At 50.6% G+C, this 231-nt stretch carries 1 rRNA gene; it reads right to left on the bottom strand.

Annotated elements, in window-relative coordinates:
- Positions 1-150: 150 nt before the first annotated feature.
- A 23S ribosomal RNA gene (locus tag HU762_RS27020) occupies positions 151-231 on the bottom strand; the annotation flags it as partial.

The raw sequence follows: 231 nt of genomic DNA, 5'->3' as shown, positions 1-231 counted from the left end.
CCGAATCGTGGCCAGTTGGCCTCGCTTCAGCAAATTGGGTATGTGATAGCTTCGGTGTTTTTGTGAGATTCGAACTTTCGGTTCGTTTCGTCTTCACACACCGCAATCTGGTGCCCTGCATGCAGGATCAGCAAATTGCTTGGGTGTTATATGGTCAAGCCTCACGGGCAATTAGTACAGGTTAGCTCAACGCCTCACAGCGCTTACACACCCTGCCTATCAACGTCGTAG

It is taken from the genome of Pseudomonas sp. SWRI92 (assembly GCF_014268685.1).
Lineage (GTDB): Bacteria > Pseudomonadota > Gammaproteobacteria > Pseudomonadales > Pseudomonadaceae > Aquipseudomonas > Aquipseudomonas marvdashtae.
This window is presented reverse-complemented; position numbering and strand designations above follow the sequence as displayed.